This is a genomic window from Geobacter pickeringii (assembly GCF_000817955.1).
Lineage (GTDB): Bacteria > Desulfobacterota > Desulfuromonadia > Geobacterales > Geobacteraceae > Geobacter > Geobacter pickeringii.
Map to the genome: position 1 here is coordinate 2,604,068 of NZ_CP009788.1, position 24,317 is coordinate 2,628,384.

At 65.6% G+C, this 24,317-nt stretch carries 18 protein-coding genes; 1 reads left to right on the top strand and 17 read right to left on the bottom strand.

What is annotated here, in order from left to right; translation table 11 throughout:
• Positions 1-11: 11 nt before the first annotated feature.
• From GPICK_RS11745 to GPICK_RS11825, 17 genes are all read right to left on the bottom strand, one after another.
• On the bottom strand, positions 12-2,087 hold the full coding sequence (locus GPICK_RS11745; protein WP_039743428.1) for an LPS-assembly protein LptD: 2,076 nt from the start codon (positions 2,085-2,087) through the stop codon (positions 12-14).
• A 10-nt stretch (positions 2,088-2,097) separates the two neighbouring features.
• Positions 2,098-3,369 carry a bifunctional folylpolyglutamate synthase/dihydrofolate synthase gene (locus tag GPICK_RS11750; RefSeq protein ID WP_039743430.1) on the bottom strand — a complete coding sequence of 424 codons (1,272 nt, stop codon included), beginning with the start codon at positions 3,367-3,369 and terminating at the stop codon, positions 2,098-2,100.
• Positions 3,370-3,483: 114 nt separating this feature from the next.
• A complete protein-coding gene (accD, locus tag GPICK_RS11755; protein ID WP_039743432.1) occupies positions 3,484-4,326 on the bottom strand; it encodes an acetyl-CoA carboxylase, carboxyltransferase subunit beta in 843 nt (280 codons plus the stop codon).
• A 120-nt stretch (positions 4,327-4,446) separates the two neighbouring features.
• A complete protein-coding gene (gene trpA / locus GPICK_RS11760) occupies positions 4,447-5,247 on the bottom strand; it encodes a tryptophan synthase subunit alpha (RefSeq protein ID WP_039743433.1) in 801 nt (266 codons plus the stop codon).
• A gap of 69 nt (positions 5,248-5,316) precedes the next feature.
• Positions 5,317-7,500 (bottom strand): methyl-accepting chemotaxis protein, encoded by a 2,184-nt coding sequence (locus GPICK_RS11765; protein ID WP_039743436.1) that lies wholly within the window; start codon positions 7,498-7,500, stop codon positions 5,317-5,319.
• A 127-nt stretch (positions 7,501-7,627) separates the two neighbouring features.
• Positions 7,628-9,535 carry an energy-dependent translational throttle protein EttA gene (ettA, locus tag GPICK_RS11770; protein ID WP_039743438.1) on the bottom strand — a complete coding sequence of 636 codons (1,908 nt, stop codon included), beginning with the start codon at positions 9,533-9,535 and terminating at the stop codon, positions 7,628-7,630.
• Positions 9,532-10,032, bottom strand: coding sequence for an LEA type 2 family protein (locus GPICK_RS11775; protein WP_039743439.1), 501 nt, complete (start codon positions 10,030-10,032; stop codon positions 9,532-9,534). The genes ettA and GPICK_RS11775 overlap by 4 nt, the downstream gene beginning before the upstream one ends.
• Positions 10,033-10,286: 254 nt before the next feature.
• Positions 10,287-10,934, bottom strand: a complete 648-nt coding sequence (locus GPICK_RS11780; protein WP_039743441.1) for a transglycosylase SLT domain-containing protein — start codon at positions 10,932-10,934, stop codon at positions 10,287-10,289.
• Between the two features lie 348 nt (positions 10,935-11,282).
• Positions 11,283-12,473 (bottom strand): tryptophan synthase subunit beta, encoded by a 1,191-nt coding sequence (trpB, locus tag GPICK_RS11785; protein WP_039743443.1) that lies wholly within the window; start codon positions 12,471-12,473, stop codon positions 11,283-11,285.
• 21 nt (positions 12,474-12,494) lie between these two features.
• On the bottom strand, positions 12,495-13,106 hold the full coding sequence (locus tag GPICK_RS11790) for a phosphoribosylanthranilate isomerase (protein WP_039745710.1): 612 nt from the start codon (positions 13,104-13,106) through the stop codon (positions 12,495-12,497).
• Positions 13,107-13,122: 16 nt separating this feature from the next.
• Complete coding sequence (locus GPICK_RS11795) at positions 13,123-14,478, bottom strand: TrpB-like pyridoxal phosphate-dependent enzyme (protein ID WP_039743445.1); 1,356 nt, start codon at positions 14,476-14,478, stop codon at positions 13,123-13,125.
• Between the two features lie 31 nt (positions 14,479-14,509).
• Complete coding sequence (gene trpC, locus GPICK_RS11800; protein WP_039743447.1) at positions 14,510-15,310, bottom strand: indole-3-glycerol phosphate synthase TrpC; 801 nt, start codon at positions 15,308-15,310, stop codon at positions 14,510-14,512.
• 4 nt (positions 15,311-15,314) lie between these two features.
• Positions 15,315-16,367, bottom strand: coding sequence for an anthranilate phosphoribosyltransferase (trpD, locus tag GPICK_RS11805; protein ID WP_039743450.1), 1,053 nt, complete (start codon positions 16,365-16,367; stop codon positions 15,315-15,317).
• 69 nt (positions 16,368-16,436) lie between these two features.
• Entirely contained in the window at positions 16,437-17,012 is a 576-nt protein-coding gene (locus tag GPICK_RS11810) for an anthranilate synthase component II (protein ID WP_039743452.1), read from the bottom strand.
• On the bottom strand, positions 17,012-18,490 hold the full coding sequence (gene trpE / locus GPICK_RS11815; RefSeq protein WP_039743454.1) for an anthranilate synthase component I: 1,479 nt from the start codon (positions 18,488-18,490) through the stop codon (positions 17,012-17,014). The genes GPICK_RS11810 and trpE overlap by 1 nt, the downstream gene beginning before the upstream one ends.
• Positions 18,491-18,624: 134 nt before the next feature.
• The gene (locus tag GPICK_RS11820; RefSeq protein WP_084201429.1) at positions 18,625-20,904 is read right to left on the bottom strand and encodes a sensor histidine kinase; all 2,280 of its coding nucleotides are present in this window, start codon (positions 20,902-20,904) and stop codon (positions 18,625-18,627) included.
• Complete coding sequence (locus tag GPICK_RS11825; protein WP_236685553.1) at positions 20,882-21,955, bottom strand: ABC transporter substrate-binding protein; 1,074 nt, start codon at positions 21,953-21,955, stop codon at positions 20,882-20,884. Before GPICK_RS11825 ends, GPICK_RS11820 begins: the two co-directional genes overlap by 23 nt.
• Positions 21,956-22,336: 381 nt before the next feature.
• Between GPICK_RS11825 and htpG the strand changes: the two genes are divergently transcribed.
• The gene (gene htpG / locus GPICK_RS11830; protein WP_039743458.1) at positions 22,337-24,289 is read left to right on the top strand and encodes a molecular chaperone HtpG; all 1,953 of its coding nucleotides are present in this window, start codon (positions 22,337-22,339) and stop codon (positions 24,287-24,289) included.
• Positions 24,290-24,317: the final 28 nt, after the last annotated feature.

Here is a 24,317-nt window from a genome sequence, read left to right on the forward strand (position 1 = left end):
TGTGCCCCGGCTCAGAACGCCCGGATCGACCCGAGGGAGCCGATCCCGGCCAGGGCGAAGTTGACGAAGAATTCGCGGCTGTCGATCCGGTCACGGTAGGAGAGGGTCACGCTCCAGCACTGGTGCCGGTATTCAAGGGCGTAGTGCGACTCGAGAAAATCCTTCCGGTCGAAGGAGTAACGGCCGGTGAACGTAAAGATGAACGGCTTGACGAGGGCGAGGGAGGTCCGTCCCTCCAGGTACTCCACCTCCTCCCGTGCATGACGGTAGGAGAGGCCGGCGGAGTTCCCCTTCCCGTCTTCGGCGTCGGCCGACACGGCAACGGTCGAAAGACGCATCTGGTACGGATTGTAACGGGTTTCGGCACCGACGGAGAGCTCCTTGAGGGGACGGGCCTTCGCCTCCACCATCACGTCGGTGAAGGGACGCCCCTCGTCGACAAGGGTCAGGAGGTCGCGGCGGGTGCCACTGAAATCGTACCCCTGGGCCAGGCGGAGAAAGAGGATCTCCCGGTACTCGCTGGAACCGTCCTGCCCCGCGAACTTGCCGGTGAACGAGTTGGTCAGGGAGTAGACGATCCGGTTCTCACTCACGATCCGGTCGTTGTAGTCGAAGAACGGCAGGCTCTCCTGACTCTTCTCCTGGACGTAGCTGTAGCGCACCTCGGGGATCAGCAGGTGCCGCACCCGCGACATGGCGGCATTATCGGTCTCGTACACCCGGGACAGTGTTGAGGAGAGCGCCCCGCCACCGGTGATGATCCCGTTGCCGTGGTACCCCTCACCCGTGTCGGTCCCGCGGACATCGTAGAATCGGAACCGGTACCCCCCCCAGGCGGAGAGCTCCAGCGCCCCGAGGGGCTTCGCGTAGGCAATCAGGTGGGGGTGGAGATCGAGGCGCTCCCCTTTGATGCCGTCGGGACGGTAGAAGTTGGTGAAGCTCGATTCGAGGGAGAAAAAGAGAGGGGTCTCGCCGAGTCGCTGACGCACGCCGGTGAAGCTCACCGTCGGTAGTTTCTGGAGGGTCTTCTGGTTGTCGACCACATCCACCCGCAGATCCTCCACGTAGCGGACCTCCCCGGCCAGGACGAAGCGGCGGTAGCGCTTGGTGGCGGAGAGGGACGATTCGAGGCTGTTCTGGTTGTAGACGCCGTTCTGCTCGGCGAAATCCCGGTAGAAGGTGCGGTCGGTGACGAGGTTGATGTCGGACTTGATGTCGAAGGTGTCGGAGACGGTTTCCAGGTGCTTCTGGGACATGTCGCCCCGGAACCGCTGCTGCTGGGAGTCGTAGATGGCGTACCCCCGGAAGGTCCCCTCGCTCCCCTTCTTCCTGATATAGCGGTAGTCGAGGCCGAGCCCCTCCCCCCGCTTGGACTGCACGTCGAGGGTGACGGTGGCGTCCTGGCTCGGGCTGATGGCCCAGTAGTAGCCGAGGTTGAAGGTGAATCCCTTCTTGCTCGAATTGCCGGCCCGGGGGGTGAGGAACCCCGACTGGCGTTCGCGCTTCACCGGGAAGATCAGGTAGGGGAAGTAGAAGACCGGCACCTCTCCGACGTAGAAGAGGGCGTTTTTCCCCGTGGCATATTCGCCCACCGTCACGTCGACGTCGGTGGCGGTGAACTTCCAGCTGGGGGAGTCGGCGTCGCAGGTGGTGAAGTTTCCCCGTTCCAGGCGATAGCTCTCGTCGCCCAGTTTGTACATCCGCCGGGCCTTCAGGCGGACGTTCCCTTTCCTGATGAAGAGCGAGCCGTTCTCCATGACCCCTGTCTGGTCCTGGAGGTTGATCGTCATCCGGTCGCCCCGGAGGGTGTCGTCATCCCTCAGGATGATCACGTTCCCCTCGGCCTGGGCCTCGTCCTTGTCCCCGAGGAACAGCGCCTTGTCGGAGAGGAGGGTCATCCCCTCCCCCCGGATCTGCACGTTGCCGCTCGCCTCGATCCGTCCCCCCGCCGCCTCGTGGGTCAGGGTGTCCGCCTCGATGTAGACGGGGCCCCCCGTCGCCGGCACCTCCCCCCGGGCCGCCGCAGGGGTGGCGAGAAGGAGCAGGGCGAAGAAAAGCCGGCGGTATGTGAAAAGGTCACGTGCCATATGAAGTCGTCTATCCGCGAAACGGTTCGTAAGAGGCTGAAAGCAGTGCCGCCCGTGCCTCGCCGACGGTGTAGAGAGAGCCGGCGACCAGGATGAGATCGTCGGAACCGCCCCGCTGGCGGGCGAGTCCGAGCCCGTGGGAAACCGCACCGCCATCGGTGGCGGCGACACCCCGCTCCCGGCAGAACGAGGCGAGGCGGTCCGACGCAAGCCCCCGCTCCACCGCCGGGGTGACCGCCACCACCTCGTCGACGAGGGGGAGAAGAGGAGCGAGGATCCCATCCGCATCCTTGTCCCCCATGATCCCGGTGACGAGGATGAGGCGGCGGCGGGGGAAATCGGCCAGCGATCCGGCCAGCGCCCGGGCCCCGGCCGGGTTGTGGGCGCCGTCGAGAAGGATGGGGGGAGCCCCCGGAAAGAGTTCCATCCGCCCGGGCCAGCGTGCCTCGGCTATGCCGCGGCGAAGCGCTCCGTCGCCAAGGGTGAAGCCGTGGTCGGCGAGGATTTCGGCGGCGGCAAGGGCCGTGGCGGCGTTCACCCGCTGGTAGCGTCCCCCGATTCCCGGGGTCAGCCCCTCCAGGGAGCGTTCCCCCCGGTACGCGAGGCCGGCGTCGCCCCACTGGGCGGTGAAATCCGTATCGAAGCGGCAGAGCCGGCAGCCGAGCTCCCGCCCCCGTTCGACGAGCACCGCGCCGGCCTCATCCGGCTGCTCGGAGAGCACCACCGGCCGTCCCGCCTTGATGATCCCCCCCTTTTCCCGGGCGATGGCGGCGATCGTCTCGCCGAGCCACTCGCTGTGGTCCAGGGCCACGGGAGTAATGACCGTCAGCATCCCCGAGGCGACGTTGGTGGCGTCGCTCCCCCCCCCCATCCCCGCTTCGAGGATGGCGCAATCGACCCCCGCATCGGCAAAATGGAGGAGAGCCAGGGCGGTCACCAGCTCGAAGAAGGTCGTCCCCTCCGGCGCCGCGGCCATGACCCGCTGTGCCAGACGGTGAACGTCCCCCCGGTCGATCTCCGTGCCGTTGATCCTGAAACGCTCGGTGAAGCTGATGAGGTGGGGGGAGGTGAAGAGGCCGGTGCGACACCCCCCTGCGGCGAGAATCGAGGAGAGAAAGGCGGCCGTCGACCCCTTGCCGTTGGTCCCCGCCACATGGACCACCCGCAGGGAGTCGTGGGGATTGCCGAGCCGGCCGAGGAGCGAGGAGACGCGCTCAAGCCCCGGACGGATGCCGAAGCGCCGCAGGCCGTAGATATGTGCCAGGGTCTCCTCGTAGGTCATGACAGGGCGGGATTATAGGGAAGAGTGCCGAAAAAGTCCACCGGTTTGACCCGTGACAAACGGAGAGGGGCGGGTCGAAACCCGCCCCTGCCGATGAACTGCGGAGGAATCGCCTCAGGGGCGATAGAACATGGAGAGGAGCCGCGAGAGCGTGGGACGCATATCCTTGCGCTCCACGATGACGTCCACCATGCCGTGGTCGAGGAGGTACTCCGCCCGCTGGAACCCTTCGGGAAGCTTCTGGCGGATCGTCTGCTCGATGACCCGCGGACCGGCGAAACCGATGAGCGCCTTGGGCTCCGCCACATTGACGTCGCCGAGCATGGCAAAACTGGCGGTGACGCCGCCGGTGGTGGGATCGGTGAGGATCGAGATGAACGGCAGCCCCTCGCTCTTGAGCTTCGCCAGCGCCGCCGACGTCTTGGCCATCTGCATGAGCGACAGGATGCTCTCCTGCATCCGGGCGCCGCCGGAGGCGGAGATGACGATGACCGGCGTCCGCTTCTCGACCCCCCGTTCAATGGCGCGGGTGATCTTCTCCCCCACCACGCTCCCCATGCTTCCCCCCATGAACGAGAAATCGAAGACCGCCAGCTGCAGGGGGAGTCCCTCGATCTTCCCCTCGCCGCAGATGACGGCGTCCCGGGACCCTCCCTTGGCCACGGCGGCGGTGATCCGCTCCTGGTAGCTCTTGGAGTCCTTGAAGCTGAGGACGTCCACCGAGGTCATGGTGGCATCGAACTCGGTGAAGCTCCCCGGGTCGAGGAGAAGGTCGATCCGCTGCCGGGCGGCGATCCGGTAATGGTGGCCGCACTTGGGGCAGACGTTGAGATTCTTCTCCAGATCCTTCGTGATGAGGTTCTCCTTGCAGCTCACGCACTTCGTCCAGAGCCCCTCGGGAACCTTCACCCTCTTGTCTGCCGCTCCCGGCGCCTTGTCGCGTTTGAACCACGCCATGTCGTCACTCCGTTGGGACGGTCATCATCCCGAAAATTTTAGTAAAAATAAAGATTTTTGATAGCAGAAAAAGGGGGCCCTGTCAATGGAACCCTGACCGGATCCGCGTGCTGCCGCCGGTTACGGGGCGCCCGTCACGCCCCTCTTCAGTGCCGAAACGAACCGGGCGAGCTCCTGCCGGAGCTCCGCTCCCTGTTTGGTCTCGAAGAGCTTCACCAAGGCGCTTCCCACCACCACTCCGTCGGCGGTCTCCGCGATGGCGGCAGCCTGCTCCGGGGTCGAGATGCCAAAACCGACCGCCACCGGCACCGGAACCTTCTCCTTGACCGCGGCCACCCGAGTGGCCACCGACCCTTCCACGCTGCTGCGGACCCCGGTCACCCCCGTGACCGAGACGTAATAGACGAATCCCCGGGCGCGCCGGGCGACGGTGCGGATCCGCGCCTCGTCCGACGTGGGGGTGAGGAGGAAGATGAGGTCGAGGCCGTGACGGTCGGCGGCCGCCTTGAACTCGCCGGCCTCCTCGGGGGGGAGGTCGACGAGGAGCACCCCGTCCACTCCGGCAGCGGCGGCATCGGCGGCGAACGCCTCCAGGCCGTAACTGAGGATCGGGTTGTAGTACCCCATGAGGATGAGCGGCACCTCGCTCCGGCTCCGGACCTTCTTCACCGTGGCGAGGATCTTCGGGAGGGTGGTCCCGGCGGCCAGCGCGCGCTCCGACGAGAGCTGGATGGTGGGCCCGTCGGCCATCGGATCGGAGAAAGGAACGCCGAGCTCGATGATGTCGGCGCCGCTCCCGGCCAGGAGCGGAATCAGCTCCTCGGTGGCGGCGAGGTCGGGGTCCCCTGCGGTAATGAAGGTGACGAGGGCCTTTTCGCTCCTCTTCTTCAAATCGGCAAATTTACCGGCAATTCTGCTCATGTTGCAACCTTTCGGGAGACGGGTTCCGGTGTCGGAGCGACGGAAGCGCCCTCGCGCTCCGGCAGCCGGTCACTGCTTGTCGATCCTGAAGCTGCTCATGCCGCGCTGGAGATCCTCCAACTGGCGGGAGAGGCGGGAGACGGCATCGTCCATCATCCGGGCGGCGCCGAGGTTGGTGGCGGTCGATTCCTGGATGTTCTCCACCGCGTGGATGATCTGATCGCTCCCCCGGGTCTGCTCGTCGCAGGCCCGCTTGATCTGCTGGATCATGGTGGTGATGTTCTCGGTGGAGCGGGCGATGAAGTTCCCCACATTGCTCTGCTCCCGGGTAGAGGTGCGTACCTGGGACGTGAGCCCTTTCATCCGTTCGGCGGCCCCCATGATCATTTCGCTCCCCTTCCCCTGCTCCCGGGTGGCGCTGGCGATCTGGCCGATCATGTCGGATACCCGCTCCATGGCGTCGCGGATCATCTGGCTTCCCTTGGCCTGCTCGGTGGTGGCCCGGGCAATGCTCTCCACCTGCTCGGTGGCCTGCTGCACGCCGGCGACGATCTTCTCAAGGGCGTCGCCCGATCTCTGGGAGAGGCTCTCCCCTTCGGCGATGCTCTTTTCGGCCTGCTCGATGGCCCCCACCGCCCGGGCGGTCTCGTCCTGGACCCCCTTGATGAGCTGGGCGATCTCACGGGTAGAGCTGGAGGTCCGCTCGGCCAGCTCCTTGATCTCGTCGGCCACCACGGCGAACCCTTTGCCGTGCTCGCCGGCCTGGGCGGCGATGATGGCGGCGTTGAGGGCCAGGAGGTTGGTCTGCTCCGCCACCTCGTCGATGACGGAGAGAATGGCGCCGATGTCGCCGGCACGCAGCGACAGGGTCTCGATCACCTCGGAGGTGATGTGGGACGAACGCTTGATCTCGTGGATACCGGCGATGGTCGCCTCCACCGACACCTTCCCCGTCTCGGCATCGCGACGGACCTCTTCGGAGATGGCGGCGGTCTCCAGGGCGTTTTTCTCCACCTGCTTGATGGAGCTGTCCATCTCGGCCACGGAGGAGGCGGTGGTGGTGGAAACCTCCTGGAGGCTGACGACGCTGTTGGCGATCTGCTTGATGGAGGCGGCCATCTCCACGACGGAGGAGCTCACCTCCTCCACCGACTGGGCGAGGGAATCGACGTTGAGGGCCACCTCCTCGATGCTGGCGGCCATCTCGAGGATGGACGACGAGGTCTCCGAGGCAGAGAGGGAGAGGCTGTCGACTCCGTGGGAGACCTCCTTCACCGAAACGTTGATCTGGTTCACCGCCGACGAGGTGGAGCTCACCCCCTCCGACTGGACCTCCGCCGCCGCCATGACCCGCCGGGAGGCCTCGAAGAGGTTGGCGGAGACCTGCCCGACCTCCACGAACGACCGGTTCACCTTCTTGATTAGCTCGCCGAGCGTCTCCAGCATGATATTGAAGTCGTGGCCGAGGCGGCCGAGCTCGTCCTGGGAGTCGGTCTCCACCCGGGCCGTCAGATCACCTTCAGCCCCGTGGTTCATCGCCTCCACCATCCGGTTGACGCGCCGGATGATGTTGCGGGTTGCGACGATGCCGAAGGAGAGGGCCACGATCGCGGCGCCGATGATGACGATAATGAAGGTGACGGTGATCGACATCTTGATCCGCCCCGCCTCCTGGCCGACCTCCTTCATCATCTCCCGGACGGTCTCGATGAGATCGTCAATGTCGCGGGCGACGAACTCGCTGGCGCCGCTCAACTCCGACATGAGGCGGGTTTCGCCCTCGGCCGACGCAGTCTGCCGGCCGGCGATAACGGCGCTCTTGTAGGCGATGATCCGCTCGGCAACCTTCTCGTATTCGGTCCAGGTCTCCGTGAGGGTCTCGGCGTGGGACTCCATGACGCTGTCCTTGGGGGCCGGCTGGAGTCCCAGCTCCTTGTCCCCCTTGAGGAGCGCCGCACTGTAGCGCCTTATGATGTCGCGGTTTTTCCGGTAGGCATCGACGTGCTCCTTGAGCCCCTTCTCGTCCGCATGGGCCATGATCCCCTCGAGGAGTTCCGCCCGGCAGGTCCGTTCGGCCGCCTGGAGCTGCAGCGCCACCTTCTGCTGGTCATAGCGGCTCTGGAGCATGGTCGACACGCGGCTCGACACCATGCCGATGCTCCGGATGCCGATGAAACCGGTCACGGCGACGATGACCGCCATGATGACGAAGGAACCGATGAGCCTGAAGCCGAGTTTCATATCCTTGAGCATGCCGCCCCCTGATGGCAAGAAGTAAACGAGTGCCGAACCCGTCTGATATACCAGCCAAGGCCTTATTTATCAAGCGAAAAGAGCCGTTCCGCGCCGCTTTGCCGCCGTTTGCTGCCGGGAAACGCCCCTATCCTTCGGCCCGTTTCGTTTCGAGCTCTTCCCACCGCACGAGAAGCGCGCCGAGCTCCTCCTCCAGCCGGGTAAACTCGGCGGAGAGGGCGCCGATCCCCCCCTCCACGCTCCCGTAGGCGGCGGGATCGGCCAACAGCGCTTCCACCTCCCCCTTGCGGAGTTCGAGCCGCTCGATATCGGCCTCCACCCGCTCCAGTTCCAGGCGCTCCCCATAGGTGAGCCCCCTTTTCCGCGGCTTGTCGCGGGCTGCATCGGCCCTGGCAGCCTTTCCGGCATCCTTCGCCTCCTGCTTCCCGGCGTTGGCGGCCTGTGCCATCCGCTCCCGGTAGAGGGTGTAATTACCCTCGTGGAACGTGACCTGCCCCTCCCCTTCGAAGGCGAGGATGCCGGTGGCGACCTTGTCGAGGAAAAAGCGGTCGTGGGTAACCATGAGCACGCAGCCGGGGAAGCGGACGAGGGCGTCGTCCAGGAGCTGGAGCGTTGGGATGTCGAGGTCGTTGGTCGGCTCGTCGAGGATCAGGAGGTTGGAGTCCTCCAGCATGAGCCGGGCGAGAACGAGGCGGCTCCGCTCCCCCCCCGAGAGGGTGGAGATCCGCCGCATCCGGTCCGAGGGGGCAAAGAGGAAATCTTCCAGATAACCGATCTTGTGGCGCTTCTCGCCTCCCACCGTCACGTAGTCCCCCTCGCCGAAGAAATCGTAGATGGTCTGGTCGGGGTCGAGAATCGTCCGGTTCTGGTCGAAGTAGGCGATGCGGGTCTTTTTCCCGATGGCGACGGAGCCGGCATCGGGGGCCTCCTCCCCCATGATGGTCCGGATGAGAGTCGTCTTGCCGCAGCCGTTGGGGCCAATGATCCCCACGCGGTCTCCCCGCTTCATCCGGAAGGTGAGCCCATCGACGAGGCGCCTGCCGCCGAGGGCCTTGTGGAGCCCCAGAAGCTCCATGATCGTGCCGCCGAGGGTATCGCCGGCGGTGAAGGCGAGCCGCGTCTCCCGCACCCCCTCTACCTGGCTCCGTTCCTCCAGGTCGTGGTAGCGGTCGATGCGCGCCTTCTGCTTGGTGGTCCGGGCTTTGGCCCCGCGGCGGATCCAGGCGGTCTCGACCCGCAGGAGGTTCAGGAGCCGCTCGTGCCCGCGGGCCTCCTGGGCGAGCTTCTCCTCCTTCTGTTCGAGGTAGCGGGAATAGCCGCCGGAATAGGGGGTGATCTCCCCCCGTTCCAGCTCCAGCATCCGGGTCGCCACCCGGTCGAGGAAATAACGGTCGTGGGTGACGAGGAGCACCGCGCCGGGATAGTTGCAGAGGTGATCCTGAAGCCACTGGACCGTATCGGCATCCAGATGGTTGGTCGGCTCGTCCAGCAGCAGGAGATCCGGCGCCTGGAGCAGGAGCCTGCCGAGCGCCACCCGCCGCCGCGTCCCCCCTGAAAGCTCGCCGATCCGCTGGTGCCGGTCGGGGATCCGGAGCCGGGTCATTACCTCGGCCACCCGGTGGTCGGTATTCCAGCCGCCGTGGTGTTCGATCCAGGTGGAGAGTTCCCCCTGGCGCTCCAGGAGCCGGTCGTGATCCCCCTCCCCCTCAGCCAGCCGGACGCCGATCGCCTCGTATTCGGAGAGGGTCCTGCGGATCGCCACCAGCCCCGCCTCCAGCTCCTCCCCCACCGTCCGCCGGTCGTCGAGGAGCGGCTCCTGGGGGAGATAGCCGACCGTGGCTCCCCGCTTCAGCGCAACCGTCCCCCCCTCCCGCTCCTCGATCCCCGCCAGGATCTCCATGAGGGTCGACTTGCCGCTGCCGTTCACCCCGATGAGCCCCGCCTTCTCCTCCTCGCCGATGGCGAAGGTGGCCCCGTCGAGGATCTGCCGGGGACCGAAGCTCTTCATGAGGCCGATGACGTCGATCACGTTCATCGGACGAGCCCCTTCACGATATCGCCCACCCCCCGTACGATCCCTGACGGGCGAAACCGTTGGGGGACGGTAAAATTGCCGCTTGTCGTCACCGGTACCGTGGAGGTTCCGACGGGGGTCTCCACCTCGAGCCCCCCGTCGAGCCGGTATGGAATGGCGTCGGGATTGGGGTTGCGCTTCAGGATTTCCCACAGGTCGCGGTAGGCGACCCGGAACGGAAGACGCACGTCGGTGGTCTCCCCGGCGGGGAACTCGACCCGCTCCCGCAGCCCCCCCTTGGTGAGGGGGAGCGCCATGATGCGGACATCGTAGGTGTATCCCCTGAGGGTCAGGGAAAAGGAGTTGGGATTGGTGACGGCGAGGAGAAACTCCAGGTCGGCCCCTTCGGTACCGAGGCCGACGACGGCGAGATCCTTCACCGCCACTTTCGGCTCGGCAACGAAGAGGGAGCAGGCGCCAAGGAAGAGCGCGGGGAGCAGCAACAGCAATTTTTTCATGGTTCCTCCGGACAGAAACGGCAATCGGGTTACCATACCACAATCGCGCCGGCCGGGAAACCCGCATGGCGTCCCTGTCGCGGCACAAAAAAAAACGAGGCGGGCCTCCCGGGAAGCCCGCCTCGTCCGCACGTCGTTGTGCGTGGTTCGTTACCCTCACCCCCGTCCCCTCTCCCCGAGGGAGAGGGTGGCCGAAGGCCGGGAGAGGGGAAGTTGATGCCAACTTCTGTTATTCAGGATCGTTTCGGTTGAGGCTACGAGGCCCCCACGAGAATGGCCAGTGGGCTCTCGGCCCGCGTTGGCGGAGCCCACTCCAGTTCGCTGAGAATCTCGCGCCGGTACTTGCGGCGCTTCACTTCGTAGGCGTCAGCCTCGGGGCCGACGCCGCAGTAAAGCTTCTTGGCCCTCACCAGATTGCCGTTGGCCATTTCGAGCTTGCTGTAAAGCTCGCGGACGGCGGCCTCGGCGCATTTGGCATCGTCCAGCATCTCCTCCGGACGGAAACCGTGGCTCGCCGCACGGTAGGGCATCAGTTGCCAGACGCCGAGGGCTCCCTTGGAGGAGACGGCGGCCGACTCGAACCCGATGGTGCCGGTTTCGGCCAGGGCGATCTCCGCCAGGTCGAGGGGCATCAGGTCGGTGCCGAGGGTCTTCAGGTAGCAGAGGGAAGCGAGTTTGTGGGCACGCTCGGAATCCGTCCTCCGGGAAAAGACGGTGGCGATGGCCCGGACCTGGCTCTGACGTTCGTCCAGATCGACACCCTGTTCCATGAGCCGGCGGACCTCCTGATCGGAGATAGGATCGAGACGGACCGTCGGGCTGGTCTCCCTGCGGATTCCACTTTGATTGCAGGAGACGCAGAAGAGCATCATGGCTGCCAGTACAAAAATCTTTTTTCTCATAGGCTGTTTTTTTGTCAGTGTTCGCGGCTTTGCCGGACGGTCCGAAGTATACGCGGAGTGGGGACCGGCTCCGGCCGGAACCTCCTTTCTTTGATGTAGAGAGCGACACAGCGCCCTCCCGCAGGGGATGGCGTCGCCGCCATCCATTCCAATGAAAAAGAACCTCTATGTTTAATGAAGCACTTTCTTTGCAAAAACGCCGAAAGGACCCTCGTCGGGTCCTTTCGCTTGTGTCCGTTCTATTTAACAGACGGATTATTTTATACCGTAGAACAGTGCTGCTGTCAAGCAACTTTTTTTATTTTACACCTACTTTCAATAAGTTACATCCAAAACGAGTCATGCCGACTAGAATTCGACCCCCATGGCATCGGCCACCGTATGGATATCCTTGTCCCCCCGCCCCGAGAGGCAGGCGACGATGGTCTGCTCCTTCGGCAGGGTCGGCGCGAGCTTTGCCACGTAGGCGATGGCATGGGACGACTCCAGAGCCGGCAGGATTCCCTCCTCCCGGGTCAGGAGCGAAAATGCCTCCAGGGCTTCGGCGTCGGTTACCGAAACGTACTCGGCCCGCCCCGAATCCTTGAGCCAGGCATGCTCGGGACCGACCCCCGGGTAGTCGAGCCCCGCCGAAATGGAGTGGGCGTTGGCGATCTGGCCGAATTCGTCCTGCAGGAGATAGGTCTTGTTGCCGTGGAGGACGCCGACGCGCCCCGCGCAAAGCGGCGCGGCATGGGCCCCCGAGGGGATGCCGTGGCCGGCCGCCTCCACCCCCACCATCCGCACCTCCCGGTCATTGACGAAGGGGTAAAAGAGCCCGAGGGCATTGCTCCCCCCGCCGACGCAGGCGACGAGGTAGTCGGGGAGCCGCCCTTCGACCTTTTTGTGCTGGGCCTTCGCCTCCCGGCCGATCACCGCCTGGAAGTCCCGCACCATCATCGGATACGGATGGGGCCCCGCCACAGTACCGATGACGTAGAAGGTATTGTGCACGTTGGTGACCCAGTTGCGCAGCGCCTCGTTCATGGCGTCCTTGAGGGTGGCGGTGCCGGCGGTCACCGCCGTCACCGTGGCACCGAGAAGCTTCATCCGGAAGACGTTGAGAGACTGGCGCCGGATATCCTCCGCTCCCATGAAGACCTCGCACTCCATCCCGAAGAGGGCCGCGATGGTGGCGGTCGCCACGCCGTGCTGCCCTGCCCCGGTCTCGGCAATCACCCGTCCCTTCCCCATCCGCTTGGCGAGGAGCCCCTGGCCGATGGTGTTGTTCACCTTGTGGGCGCCAGTATGGTTCAGGTCCTCACGCTTGAGGTAGATCCTGGCGCCACCGAGCTTCTTCGTCAGCTTCTCGGCGAAGTAAAGCGGATTGGGACGCCCCACGTACTGGCGGAGGTAGTAGTCGAACTCCTCCTTGAACTCGCGGTCATGGCGGTAGTGGTCGTAGGCCTTCTCCAGCTCCAGGAGCGCCGGCATGAGGGTCTCGGGGACGTAGCGGCCGCCGAACTGGCCGAAGTGGCCGTGTCTGTCGGGTAGTTTCATATATCCTCCGGAAAAATCTCGTTACAACCCCTTGGCCCGCCGAATGAACTCCCGCACCTTCGCCGGGTCCTTTTGCCCCGGGGCGCTCTCCACGCCGCTGGAGACGTCCACGGCGTAGGGTTCCACCGTAGCCACCGCCTCGGCGACGTTCTCGGGGGTGAGGCCGCCGGCAAGCACCAGGGGGCCGAAGCTCTTCACCCGCCTTGCGATCTCCCAGTTGAAGGTGTGGCCGGTGCCGCCGTAGACGGCGGGGGACCAGGCGTCGAGGAGGTGGGCAGTGACGCGGTAGTGGCGGATCGGCTCGATGCTCGCCCCGTCCCGCACGCGAAACGCCTTGATGACGCGGCGCGCCACGGCGTCGCAGTATTCCGGCGGCTCGTCGCCGTGGAGCTGGACCAGGTCGATCCGGCAGCGGGCGGCGGTTTCGTTCACGAAGTCGAGGGCGCGGTTCACGAAGAGCCCCACCGTCTGGACGAAGGGGGGGAGCGCCGCGATGATCCCCGCAGCCTGGTCGGGGGCCACGTGGCGCGGGGATTGGTCATGGAAGACGAACCCGAGGGCGTCGGCCCCCGCCTCGACGGCGATGAGGGCGTCGGCCAGGCTCGTTATGCCGCAGATCTTGACCCGTACCAGATCCACCACGGCGCCGCTACCCTCCCACCTTCGGCAGCCGCGTCAGCGACTCCCGGATCAGTTCCTCGGGGTAGGCGTAATCCTCCAGGGAACCGGAAAGGAATGAGTCGTAGGCCCCCATGTCGAGCTGACCGTGGCCGGAAAGCCCGAAGAGGATCGTCTTTTCCTTCCCCTCCTCCTTGGCGAGAAGCGCCTCGTCGATGGCCGCCTTCAGGGCGTGGGACGACTCGGGCGCCGGGACGATCCCCTCGTTGCGGGCAAACAGGAGCGCCCCTTCGAAACAGGCGGTCTGGGGATAGGCCTTCGCCTCGATGGCCCCGGCATGGTAGAGCTGGGAGACGAGGGGGGATTCGCCGTGGTAGCGCAAGCCGCCGGCGTGGATGCCGGGGGGGACGAAGTCGTGCCCCAGGGTGTACATCATGGCGATGGGGGCCATCTTGGCCGTGTCGCCGTAGTCGAAGGCGTAGACCCCCTTGGTGAGGGTCGGGCAGGACGACGGCTCCACCGCCACGCAGCGGACCTCCTTCCCGGCGGCCCGGTCGGCGATGAACGGGAAGGTGAGCCCCGCGAAGTTGGAACCGCCGCCGCAGCAGGCAATGACCACGTCAGGGTAGTCGCCGGCGATGGCCATCTGCTCCTTCGCCTCCAGGCCGATGACGGTCTGATGGAGGCAGACGTGGTTCAGCACGCTTCCGAGGGCGTAGTTGGTATCCTCGTGGGTGGCGGCGTCCTCCACCGCCTCCGAGATGGCGATGCCGAGGCTCCCCGGGCTGTCGGGGTCCAGTTCGAGGATGGCGCGCCCCGCGGCGGTGGTGATGGAGGGGGACGGGATCACGTTCGCCCCCCAGAGCTGCATCATGCTCTTGCGGTACGGCTTCTGGGTGCAGGAGACCTTGACCATATAGACGGTGCACTCAAGCCCGAACATGGAGCAGGCCAGGGCCAGGGAGCTCCCCCACTGCCCGGCACCGGTCTCGGTGGCAAGACGGCGGATGCCGGCCAGCTTGTTGTAGTACGCCTGGGGGATCGCCGAATTCGGCTTGTGGGAGCCGGCGGGGGAGACCCCCTCATATTTGTAGTAGATCCGCGCCGGGGTGCCGAGGGCCTGCTCCAGCCGGCGGGCCCGGTAAAGGGGCGAGGGGCGCCAGAGGCGGTAGATCTCCCGCACCGCGTCGGGAATCGGGATCCACCGTTCGGGGGAGACCTCCTGCTCGATGATCGCCATGGGGAAGATCGGCAGCAGGTTGTCGGGGGTCACCGGCTGCAGGGTGCGGGGGTTGATGACCGGTGCCAGGGGACCCGGCATGTCGGGGATGATGTTGTACCAGTGGGTCGGGATGCGGCTTTCGTCGAGCAGGATCTTGTTCTGCATCATGTCTCCTCACACGGTTGATGGCGGGCGGTCAGTCGAGCAGCTCCCGGAGCTTCGCCCCGATGTCGTCCTCGCGCATGAGCGATTCGCCGATCAGGAATCCCTTGGCGCCGGCGGCCTGGAGCCGCAGGATGTCGGCGCGGGTGTTGATGCCGCTTTCGGCAACAGCGAAGCGGTCGGCGGGAATCTGCGGCATGAGCCGTTCGGTGGTGCCGAGATCGGTGACGAAGGTCCGGAGGTTGCGGTTGTTGATCCCGATGAGGGAGCAGCCGCTGCGAAGCGCCGTCTCCAGCTCCTGCTCGTCGTGGACCTCCAGGAGGACGTCGAGGGAGAGTTCCGCTGCCAGGCCGGCGAGGTCTTCGATCTGGGAGAGCTCCAGCATGGCGGCGATGAGGAGGATGGCGTCGGCGCCGGCGGCGCGGGCCTCGTAGATCTGGTAGGGGTCGAAGAGGAAATCCTTGCGCAGCAGCGGCAGCCCGATCTGCTCGCGGATCAGGGCGAGGGAGCGGAGGTTCCCGAGGAAGAAGCGCTCTTCTGTCAGGACGGAGAGGCAGGCGGCGCCGCTTGCCTGGTAGATTTCGGCAATCGCCAGCGGATCGAAGTCGGGACGAATCACTCCCCTGCTCGGCGACCCCTTCTTCACCTCGGCGATGACGGCGGTCCAGCCGGAGGCATGGCAGTCGCGCAGCGCCCGATCGAAGCCCCGGGGGTGGTCCTCCAGGTCGGCGATGCGTCCCTTGAGGTCGGCAACGGAGAAAGCCGCCCGGGCAGCCGTCACCTCGTCCCGCTTGTGCGCGACGATCGTCTTCAGGATATCGGGGGTGTCGGTCATGGGGTCACTCGTTGGTAAGGGCGATCAGCTTCTCCAGCTGCGCTAGGGCCCGGCCGGAATCGATGGCCTCGGCGGCCATCCCGAGCCCGGCGGCGACGTCCGGCGCCCGCCCGGCGGCCACCAGGCCGAAGGCCGCGTTGAGGAGCACCACGTCCCGCTTCGGGCCGCGGTCACCGGAGAGGATATTCCGCACGACCACGGCGTTCCCCGCCGCATCACCGCCGAGGAGTTCCGCCGGCTGGCAGCGGACGAACCCGAACTCTTCGGGGGTGGCAAGCCGGACCGTCACCCCCTCCGGCGCAATCTCCGCCACCCGCGTCCCGCCGGTGAGGGTGATCTCGTCCATCCCGTCGAGGCCGTGGACCACGAAACCGCGCCGGCAGCCGAGCTTGCGCAGGACGTGGGCCAGCTTCTCCACCAGATCCTCGCGGTAGACGCCGAGCACCTGGCAGTCGGCGGCGGCCGGGTTGGTGAGGGGTCCGAGGATATTGAAGATGGTCCGGATGCCGATCTCCTTCCGAGGGCCGATGGCGTGCTTCATGGCGCCGTGCAGGGCGGGGGCGAAGAGGAACCCGATGCCGATCTCCCTGATGCAGTGCTCCACGGTCTCCGGCGTCACGTCCAGGTTGACCCCGAGGGACTCCAGGACGTCGGCGCTGCCGCAGGCCGACGAGACAGCGCGGTTGCCGTGTTTGGCGACCTTCACCCCGCAGGCGGAGATCACGAAGGAAACGGTGGTGGAGATATTGAAGGTGTTCGTGCCGTCCCCGCCGGTACCGACGACGTCAAGGATCGTCTCCCGGTCGATGTTGATGTCGTCCCGGTCGATGTCGAGCACGTTTTTCCCGACCCGGATGGGGGTCGCCCGGTCGCGCATCACCCGGGCCGCGCCGGTGATCTCCTCCACCGTCTCCCCCTTCATCCGCAGGGCGGTGATGAAGGAGGCGATCTGGGCGGGGGTCGCCCCGCCGGACATGATCTGGTCCATGACCTCGATCATCTCGGCTTCGGTCAGATCCTGGCGCTCGACAACCTTTGCAATGGCTTTTTTGATCATGATAACCCCTTCTATTTTCGCCACAGAGCCGCAGAGACTCGGAGAAAACCTTTTACTGACAGCGTAACGCTAACTTCCTTTGCTCATCTCCAGGAAATTGCGGAGAATATCCATCCCCCCCTCGGTCAGGATCGACTCGGGGTGGAACTGGACCCCCCAGACCGGGAGCTCCCGGTGGGCGAGCCCCATGATCTCCCCCTCCTCCACCCAGGCGGTGACCGCCAGGCAGTCGGGGAGCGAGGCGCGCTCCACCACCAGCGAGTGGTAGCGGGTCGCCTGGAAGGGGTTAGGGAGCCCGGCGAAGAGCCCCGCGCCGTCGTGGTGGATGGCGGAGGTCTTGCCGTGCATCAGGTAGTCGCTCCGGACCACCATACCGCCGAAGGCGGCGCCGATGGACTGGTGGCCGAGGCAGACCCCGAGGATCGGAATCTCCCCGGCGAAGCGCGTGATGGCGGGGAGCGATATCCCCGCCTCGCTGGGGGAGCAGGGGCCGGGAGAGATTACGAGCCGCGCCGGGCGGAGGCGCTCGATCTCATCCAGGGTGATCCGGTCGTTGCGAAAGACCCGGACATCCTCCCCCAACTGGCCGAAATACTGGACCAGGTTATAGGTAAACGAATCGTAATTGTCGATCATCAACAGCATCAGTCGAGCCCTCTCTCCACCGCCTCTATCGCCTTCACCACCGCCATCGCCTTGTTGACGGTCTCCTGGTACTCCGCGGCGGGATCGGAATCGGCCACGATCCCCGCCCCGGCCTGGAGGTGCACCCTGCCGTCGCGGATGACGACGGTGCGGATGGCGATGGCGAGATCCATGTTGCCGGAGAAGGAGAAGTAGCCAACCGCACCGCCGTAGACCTCGCGCCGGACCGGCTCCAGTTCGTCGATGATCTCCATGGCCCGCACCTTCGGGGCGCCGGAGAGGGTGCCGGCCGGGAAGGTGGCCCGCACCACGTCGAAGGCATCCCTCCCCCCCGCCAGTTCCCCCTGGACATTGGAGACGATGTGCATCACGTGGGAGTAGCGCTCGATCACCATCAGCTCCGACACCTTCACCGTGCCGGTGCGGCAGACGCGCCCCAAGTCGTTTCTCCCCAGGTCGATCAGCATCACGTGCTCGGCCCGCTCCTTCGGGTCGTCGAGAAGTTCGAGGGCGAGCCGCTCGTCCTCCTCGGGGGTGGCTCCCCGGGGGCGCGTGCCGGCGATGGGACGCAGCTCCACCCGCTCCCCTTCCTTGCGGACCATGACCTCGGGGGAGGCGCCGACCACGAGGGTGTCGTCCATCCGGAGGAAGAACATGTAGGGCGAAGGGTTGAGGGTCCGGAGCACCCGGTAGATGTCGAAGGGGTCCACCGTCAGCTCGCCGCTGAACCGCTGGGAGAGGACCACCTGGAAGATGTCGCCGGCGCGGATGTACTCCTTGCACTGCTCCACCGCCCCTTCGAACGCTTCCCGCGTGACGTTGGAGGCGAAGGAGACCGACCGGTCGGCCCGCTTCGGCACCGCAGGGGGGAGCGGCTTCCGGAGCTTGGCGATAATGGCGTCGATGGTGGTGGTCGCCGCGGCATAGGCCTCTTCCGGCGTCACCCCGTGGTCCAGATGGGCGTTGGAAACGACGGTGATCTTCTGCCGGACGTTGTCGAAGATCAGGATCGTGTCGGTGATGACAAAGTATGAGTCCCAGGCGCCAATGACGGCCAGCCGCTCCGTCGGGAGCCGCTCGAAGTGGCGGACCATGTCGTAGCCGAGGTAGCCGACGGCGCCGCCGAAGAAGCGGGGGATGCCGGGGATCTCCACCGGGGTGAAGCGGGCGAGGTAATCCCGGACGAAGCCGAGGGGGTCGTCGGTGGTGACGGTGCGGGGAGCTTCCCCCGCCGAGAGGAGTTCCACCGTGGCGCCACGGGAGCGGATGACGGTGGTGGGATTGGAGCCGAGAAAGGTGTAGCGGGCCCACTTTTCCCCCCCCTCGATGCTCTCGAGGAGAAAGGCGTTGCGGCCGTCGTCGATCTTGCGGAAGGCGCTGACCGGCGTATCGAGATCGGCCATGATCTCGCGGCAGACGGGGATCAGGTTTCCCCGGGCAGTAAGGGCACGGAACGTTTCGAAATCGGGGAAGTACACGGCTGGCTCCGAACGGGGATTGGGCGGAAGTGCGCGAAGATGCTGTTTTAAAGTGGTTTAAGGTAACACAGCGGCCGGCGGGGTGTCAAGGGAGGGGGGAGGACGCCCCCCTTCGTGAGCAATGCGGAAGAGGGTTACGGCAACGAGAAATAGAACGTCGCACCGCGCCCCACCGCGGCTTCAGCCCAGACGCGCCCGCCGTGGCGGTGGATGATCCGCTGGACGGTGGCGAGACCGATGCCGGTCCCCTCGAAATCGGTGGCGGCGTGGAGCCGCTGGAACGGCCCGAAGAGCTTGTCGTAATACGACATGTCGAAGCCGGCGCCGTTGTCGCTCACGAACATGGCCCGGACGCCGTCGATCTCCGTGGCGCCGAACCGGATCAGGGCCTGCTCGTTCCGTCCCGTATACTTCCAGGCGTTGCCGATGAGGTTCGCCAGGACGATCCGCAGAAGCCGCGTGTCGCCGTTGACGACGACATGATCCTCGATCTCGAAGGAGACCTGCCGGGTCGGTTCCGCCTCGGCGAGTTCGGCGGCCAGGGAGCGAACGGTGCGGGAGAGATCCACCGGCTCGTAGAAGACCGCGCCACGGCTCACCCGCGACAGCTCCAGGAGGTCATCGATGAGCTGCCCCATCCGGCCGGCGGCACTCCGGATCCGCTTCAGGTACTCGCCCCCCTGAGCGGTGAGTGAATCGCCGCAATCCTCCAGGAGCGCCAGGCTGAAACCGTCGATATGCCGCAGCGGCGCCCGCAGGTCGTGGGAGACCGAATAGCTGAACGACTCAAGCTCGCGGTTGGCGGTCTCCAGCTGAGTGGTCCGCTCCGCCACCCGCAGCTCCAGCTCGGCGTTGAGGCGCCGGATATCCGCCTCGGCCCGCTTGCGGTCGGTGACGTCGGCGCTGATGGTGATCACCCCCGACGGCTCTTCCCGGACATTGCACAACGGCGCCGCCGAGAGGCTGACGCTCACCGGCGACCCGTCCCGGCGCAGACAGGTGAGCTCCATTCCGGCAACCGACCGGTCCGTCGCCAGGACCCGGTCAGCCAGCGCCCCTTCCCCGCCGTCGAGGAGGATCGGGAGGAAAGCCCCCATCACCTCCTCGGGGTTCCAGCCGAAGATGCGGCTGGCCGCACCGTTCCACATGGTCACGACGCCGTCGCGGTCCACGGTCACCATCGCCAGGGGGGAGGCGCCGAACGTGGTCTGGAGGGTCTGGTTGGTGACGCTCAGCTCGTCCTGGCTCTTCTGGTACTCGTCGATCTGCTGCCGGAGCTCCTCTTCCGTCATGACGAGCTCCTCGTTGCGCTCCCGCAACAGCTCCTCCCGCTCCCGGACGGCGGCGGCCATGAGGGAAAAGCTCGCCGCCAGATCGTCAACCTCCCGGTAACTGGCGGGAGGAGGGGTGAAATCGTACCAGCCGCCGGCAATGCGCTGGACGCTCTCGATGAGACATGAGACGGGGCGGAGGATCCTGCCGAGACTCAGGAACGCCCCCACGATCCCGACGAGGATCGTCGCCAGGAGCCCTCCCAGGAAAATCCCCTGGAGCCGCCGGACCGGCGCGTACACCGTCGCTTCGTCCTTTTCGACGACCACCGCCCAGCCGGTCCGCTCGATCCGGACGACGCTCCCGAGCTTGGGGCTCCCCCCGACGGCGTAGCGGAACGTGCCGGCCTCTCCCTTCAGCCCCCGCTGGACGATCTCCATGTTGCCCAGATTGTACTGCTCGGCGACGAGGCGATGGTCGGGGTGGGCGATCACCCGCCCCTTCCGGTTGACGACGAAGACGGTCCCGACGATGCCGTTCCCCGCCCGTTCCGCGATCCGCGCCAATCCCTTGAGGCTCAGGTTGCCGAGGACCGTACCGCCGTCAAAGGGGAGCGCAATCGTCATGGTCGGCTCGCCGCTCGACATGGAGATGAAGGTGGGAGACCAGCGGAGATCGCACGCCTTCCGGGCATCGCGATAGACGTCGAGATTCGACATCTCCAGGCCGCGGTAATCCTCGGGATGGGCCCCCTCCCTTTGCCCCAGGGCCACGTGGCTGACGCACCCGCGACGGTCGAGGACGAAGAGCGAGTCGAAATATCCCGAGATCTTCTGTTCCGACTCGAGGAACCGATCGAGGGTCCCCGTCGGGGCGGAGGAGCGCATCTCGGCGATCTCCGCCACGTGCCGCAGGACGTTCATCGGCTCCCGGAGCTGCGACTCCACCTCCCCCGCCACGGAACGGGCAAGGGCGAGGTTGCTGGTGGTGACGGAGCAGACGATATCGCGCTTGAGGAACTCGAAGCAGATGAAGCCGATGGCAACCACCGGCACCACGGCGGTGAGAATAAAGGCGACAACGAGGGCTCGTTTCAGGCTCGGCGATCCGACCACGTACTCACTCCATTTTTTTGAAACCATCTTCCGTGACGGTCATCAGAATCGGTTTCCGGTCGGCGTCGCCGAACCGGTCGATGGTAAACTCGCCCTGGATGCCGCTGAATCTGCCCCGGGCGAGGATTGCCTCCTTCAGCTTCGACGGGGAAGCCGCCGCTGCCAGTCCCTGGAGGACCACCTGAGTAGCGTCGTAGGCGTAGACGGCCCCGAACTCGGGGGGGGTGCCGAACCGCCGGGAGAATGCTTCCCGGAACTCGGCGAAGCGGGGAGAGCCGTCGCTGCGATCATAGTACTGGTAGTAGGTTATCCCCTCGACGGCGGAACCGCCATGGAGGATCAGTTCGTCGGTGGCCGACCACTCGGTGGCGATTACCGGCAGGGCGACCCCCAGCTTGCGCAGTTGCTGGCAGAGCATGGCGGCGTCGAGCCCGCCGGAGAGGAGGAACACGCCATCCGGCCGAGCCGCCAGCGCCTGGCGGGCCAGGGCGAGAAATCCCACCGGGCGGCTCGAATCAAAGGGAAGGGCGGCGACCACCCTCCCCCCCTCCCGCTCGAACTCCTCGCGGAAGTGCCGGTACCACCCCTCGGTATGGGCGCGGTTGGAAAGATCGTAGAGCACCGCGATCTTTCCGATGCCACGGCGGCGGGCATGGTGCGCCAGGTGGCGGGCGGTGGCATGGCTCGTCGGGTAGACCCGGAGAAAATTGTCGTCCTTCCCCGAAAGGTCGTTGCTGGTGATGGTGGGCCCCACCATCACCACGTGGGAATCGTTCACCACCGGTACCGCCGCCACGGCCATGGTGCTCGTCATGGGACCGACGATGGCGGCAACCCCTTCCCTCGCCAGCTTCCGCACCGCTCCTTTCGCCGTTTCCGGGTCATCGCGGTCGTCGCGGATGACCAACTCCACCGGCCGTCCCTTGATCCCGCCACGGCGGTTGATATCCTCCACCGCGAAGATGGCGCCGTCGCGGCCGGCGGTCCCCAGATCCGCATGGCGGCCGGTGAGGGTGCCGACGTAACCGATCCGCAGCGGCTCATTTTTGCTGCACCCTGCCGCGAAAAGAGCAGACACAAGGCAAAAGGCGGTCGTCACAGCACGGGAGAAACTGCCGAAGCGGGAAAGGGAGGGGCCGTCCAATCGCATAAAATACCTCATGATTGCAGGAAGGGGTGCACCGGAGCGAACGAGGGGAAAGCCTATCCGACGAACCGAGTGCAAACGATATTCCATGAGAAACGACTGTGCCAAAATATACACGACTTAGCAGGGAAATCCATCGAATTTTGCCCTTCCTCACCCCTCTCCGCCGGGCGGGGCCGCGAGGTCGAGTCGGAACCGCAGTTCGGCCCCGCACCACGTTTTGCAAAAGCCTCCCTTGAAAAACGGATCGCCGATGATTATGTTGTTTCCGTTTCATTCAACCTTGACACCGCAAAGGAGAACACCCGTCCCATGAGCAAGACCGTGAAGCAGTTCGAAACCGAGGTCCAGCAGCTCCTCGACCTCGTCATCCATTCCCTCTACTCCAACCGCGACATCTTCCTGCGGGAGCTGGTCTCCAACGCCTCCGACGCCATCGACAAGGCGCGCTTCGAGTCCCACTCCAACGCCGCCATCATCGAGGGGGATGCGGAGTGGAAGATCAAGCTGATCCCCGACAAGGAGGCCGGCACCCTCACTATCCGCGACAACGGCGTCGGCATGACCCGGGAAGAGGTGGAGAAGAACATCGGCACCATCGCCCACTCGGGAACCAAGGCGTTCATCAAGGGGCTCAAGGAGCAGAACGTGGCCGAGCACCCGGAGCTGATCGGTCAGTTCGGGGTCGGCTTCTACGCCTCGTTCATGGTGGCCGACCGGGTCACCCTCGTCACCCGCCGGGCGGGGCACGAGAAGAGCGCCGGCGTCCGCTGGGAGTCCGCCGGCGACGGCTCCTACACCGTGGAGGAGTGCACGAAGGCGACCCGCGGCACCGAGATCACCCTCCACCTGAAGGACGAGATGAAGGAGTACCTGGACGAGTGGAAAATCCGCTCCATCGTCAAGAAGTACTCCGACTACGTCCAGTACCCGGTCTGCATGGACGTGACCCGCACCGAGGTCCCCAAGGGGGTGAACGGCGAGGAGATCGAGGGGGCCGGCACCATCGAGAAGACTACCGAGGAGACCCTCAACTCCATGAAGGCGATCTGGACCCGCCCCAAGAGTGAGATCACCGAAGAGGAGTACGAGGAGTTCTACAAGCACGTCTCCCACGACTTCGACAAGCCGCTCAAGACCATCCACTACGCGGCCGAAGGGGTGAGCGAGTTCCGGGCGCTCCTCTACCTCCCCTCACACAAGCCGTTCGACCTCTTCTCGCCGGAGCGGCGCAAGGGGATCCAGCTCTACGTGAAGCGGGTCTTCATCACCGACAACTGCGAAGGGCTCGTCCCCGATTACCTCCGTTTCGTGAAGGGGGTGGTGGACTCCAGCGACCTGCCCCTCAACGTCTCCCGGGAGATCCTCCAGGAAGACGTGCAGATCAAGCGGATCCAGAAGAACCTGGTGACCAAGGTCCTCTCGACCCTGGCCGAGATGAAGGAGAAGGAGCCGGAGCAGTACCTCGCCTTCTACCGTGAGTTCGGGCCGGTCCTCAAGGAAGGGGTCCACTTCGACTACGCCAACCGGGAGAAGCTTCAGGAACTGGTCCTCTTCGAGAGCACGAAGACCGAGGCGGGGCAGTTCGCCTCCCTCAAGGAGTATGCGGAACGGATGCCCGAGGGGCAGCAGGAGATCTACTACATCACCGGCACGGACCGCAGCGCCCTGGAGCAGTCTCCCCACCTGGAGATCTTCCGGGCCAAGGGGTACGAGGTCCTCTTCCTGACCGATCCGGTGGACGAATGGGTGGTGCAGGGGATCACCGAGTACGGCGGGAAGAAGCTGAAGGCGGCGGACCGCGGCGACCTCTCGCTGGAGAGCGAGGAGGAGAAGAAGGAGAAAGAGGCACAGAAGGAGGAGGCCACCAAGCGGTACCAGGGGCTTCTCGACCTCATCAAGGAGAAACTCTCCGGCCACGTGAAGGAAGTCCGCCTCTCCAGCCGCCTCACCGACAGCGCCTGCTGCCTCGTGGCCGACGAATACGGTCTCAACGCCAACATGGAGCGGATCCTCCGGGCCATGAACCAGGAAGTCCCCGAGTCGAAGCGGGTCCTGGAGCTGAACCCCAGCCACCCGCTCATGCAGGTGCTGGCCGGCATCTACGCCAAGGACCAGGCCAATCCGCGCCTGGCCGACTACTGCGACCTCCTCTACGACCAGGCGCTCCTCACCGAAGGCTCCCCCATCAAGGATCCGCTCCGCTTCACCCGCCTCGTTTCCGAGCTCATGGTGAGCGACGGCAAGGCAATGATCGGGGAATAGACGCACCTGTCGCCCGCATCATCCCGAC

Excerpts from the sequence above, each read along its gene's own strand:
- trpC (WP_039743447.1), bottom strand. The coding sequence starts at position 15,310 with ATGACCGACACCCCCGATATCCTGAAGACGATCGTCGCGCACAAGCGG.
- GPICK_RS11775 (WP_039743439.1), bottom strand. The coding sequence starts at position 10,032 with ATGAAAAAATTGCTGTTGCTGCTCCCCGCGCTCTTCCTTGGCGCCTGC.
- GPICK_RS11820 (WP_084201429.1), bottom strand. The coding sequence starts at position 20,904 with ATGGTTTCAAAAAAATGGAGTGAGTACGTGGTCGGATCGCCGAGCCTG.
- GPICK_RS11780 (WP_039743441.1), bottom strand. The coding sequence starts at position 10,934 with ATGAGAAAAAAGATTTTTGTACTGGCAGCCATGATGCTCTTCTGCGTC.
- GPICK_RS11750 (WP_039743430.1), bottom strand. The coding sequence starts at position 3,369 with ATGACCTACGAGGAGACCCTGGCACATATCTACGGCCTGCGGCGCTTC.
- htpG (WP_039743458.1), top strand. The coding sequence starts at position 22,337 with ATGAGCAAGACCGTGAAGCAGTTCGAAACCGAGGTCCAGCAGCTCCTC.
- GPICK_RS11810 (WP_039743452.1), bottom strand. The coding sequence starts at position 17,012 with ATGCTGTTGATGATCGACAATTACGATTCGTTTACCTATAACCTGGTC.
- trpB (WP_039743443.1), bottom strand. The coding sequence starts at position 12,473 with ATGAAACTACCCGACAGACACGGCCACTTCGGCCAGTTCGGCGGCCGC.
- trpD (WP_039743450.1), bottom strand. The coding sequence starts at position 16,367 with ATGATCAAAAAAGCCATTGCAAAGGTTGTCGAGCGCCAGGATCTGACC.
- GPICK_RS11745 (WP_039743428.1), bottom strand. The coding sequence starts at position 2,087 with ATGGCACGTGACCTTTTCACATACCGCCGGCTTTTCTTCGCCCTGCTC.
- accD (WP_039743432.1), bottom strand. The coding sequence starts at position 4,326 with ATGGCGTGGTTCAAACGCGACAAGGCGCCGGGAGCGGCAGACAAGAGG.
- GPICK_RS11795 (WP_039743445.1), bottom strand. The coding sequence starts at position 14,478 with ATGCAGAACAAGATCCTGCTCGACGAAAGCCGCATCCCGACCCACTGG.
- trpA (WP_039743433.1), bottom strand. The coding sequence starts at position 5,247 with ATGAGCAGAATTGCCGGTAAATTTGCCGATTTGAAGAAGAGGAGCGAA.
- ettA (WP_039743438.1), bottom strand. The coding sequence starts at position 9,535 with ATGAACGTGATCGACGTCATCGGCCTCATGAAGAGCTTCGGTCCCCGG.
- GPICK_RS11765 (WP_039743436.1), bottom strand. The coding sequence starts at position 7,500 with ATGCTCAAGGATATGAAACTCGGCTTCAGGCTCATCGGTTCCTTCGTC.